Annotated in this window: 2 protein-coding genes; both read left to right on the top strand. The window is 51.9% G+C overall.

The genetic code is table 11. The features are described 5' to 3' along the window. Window positions 1–18: 18 nt before the first annotated feature. Window positions 19–486: a signal peptidase II gene (gene lspA / locus STRDD11_RS09750; protein ID WP_128837166.1), complete on the top strand. Its 468-nt coding sequence runs from the start codon at window positions 19–21 to the stop codon at window positions 484–486. Then, window positions 470–1,372: an RluA family pseudouridine synthase gene (locus STRDD11_RS09745; RefSeq protein WP_128837165.1), complete on the top strand. Its 903-nt coding sequence runs from the start codon at window positions 470–472 to the stop codon at window positions 1,370–1,372. Before lspA ends, STRDD11_RS09745 begins: the two co-directional genes overlap by 17 nt. Window positions 1,373–1,422: the final 50 nt, after the last annotated feature.

The raw sequence follows: 1,422 nt of genomic DNA, 5'->3' as shown, positions 1-1,422 counted from the left end.
TTGCACAGAAAAATAAGTATGAAAAGAAACATTACCATTCCCCTTTCAGTCTTGACCCTGGTTCTTTTGGACCAGCTGGTCAAATTTTATATTGTCAGTGATTTTAAGCTGGGTCAGGTCAGGGACTTCATCCCGCAGCTGGTCAGTCTGACCTATCTGCAAAACACCGGAGCTGCCTTTTCTATGCTGGAAAATCAGCAATGGCTCTTTACTTTGGTGACATTTTTGGTCATCGGCGGAGCTGTTTACTATCTGATCAAGCATCTCCGTGCCTCCAAGTGGCTGCTGGCTGGGCTGACCTTGGTGATTGCCGGCGGTCTGGGGAATTTTATCGACCGTTTGCGCCAAGGTTTTGTAGTTGATATGTTTCAGCTGGAATTTATCCATTTCGCTGTTTTTAATGTAGCGGATATGTACCTGACTTTTGGCGTTGCCATTTTACTGCTGCTGATGATAAAGGAAGAGAAAGATGGAAGTAAGAATTGAGGCAGCTGCGGCGGGGCAGCGCTTAGACAAGGCGGTGGCTGAACTGACGGAGCTCTCCCGCAGTTTGGCCAATGAACAGATAAAGAACGGCCAGATTTTAGTCAACGGTCAGACCAAGAAGGCCAAGTATGCTGTCAAAGAGGGCGATGCCATCCGTTATGAATTGCCGGAGCCGGAGGTGGTAGAGTACCAAGCCGAGGACTTGCCTCTGGACATTGTCTACCAAGATGAGGATGTGGCGGTGGTCAATAAAGCTCAGGGCATGGTGGTCCATCCGAGTGCCGGCCACACCAGCGGCACCCTGGTCAATGCCCTGCTCTGCCATATCAAGGATCTGTCTGCTATCAATGGTGTGCTGCGTCCCGGCATTGTCCATCGGATTGACAAGGATACCTCAGGGCTCTTGATGATTGCCAAAAATGACCGAGCCCATCTGGCTCTGGCGGAGGAGCTGAAAGACAAGAAATCACTGCGCAAATACTGGGCTATCGTCCACGGCAATCTGCCCAATGACCGTGGTGTGATTGAGGCGCCGATTGGCCGCAGTGACAAAGATCGTAAGAAGCAGGCCGTGACAGCCAAGGGCAAGCCAGCCCTGACCCGTTTTCAGGTCCTGGAACGCTTTGGGGACTATACTCTGGTCGAGCTCCAGCTGGAAACCGGTCGGACCCACCAGATTCGCGTTCACATGGCCTACATTGGCCATCCGGTGGCCGGAGATCCAGTCTATGGACCGCGAAAGACCCTGAAAGGTCAAGGCCAGTTTCTCCATGCGCGGACTCTGGGCTTCAGCCACCCTCGGACAGGAGAGGTCTTGGAATTTACAGCGGAGGCTCCAGCCATTTTCCAAGAAACCTTGGAAAAGCTGCGGAAAGGCGGTCAGTAAAACCGCTTAGTCTTGAGGAAATTGGACAAGCAGATCTGCTGGCTTTTGTG

The organism is Streptococcus sp. DD11, assembly GCF_001578865.1.
Classification (GTDB): domain Bacteria; phylum Bacillota; class Bacilli; order Lactobacillales; family Streptococcaceae; genus Streptococcus; species Streptococcus panodentis.
The sequence above is the reverse complement of the archived record's forward strand: the minus strand, read 5'-3'. Positions and strand labels throughout refer to the sequence as shown.

Excerpts from the sequence above, each read along its gene's own strand:
- STRDD11_RS09745 (WP_128837165.1), top strand. The coding sequence starts at position 470 with ATGGAAGTAAGAATTGAGGCAGCTGCGGCGGGGCAGCGCTTAGACAAG.
- lspA (WP_128837166.1), top strand. The coding sequence starts at position 19 with ATGAAAAGAAACATTACCATTCCCCTTTCAGTCTTGACCCTGGTTCTT.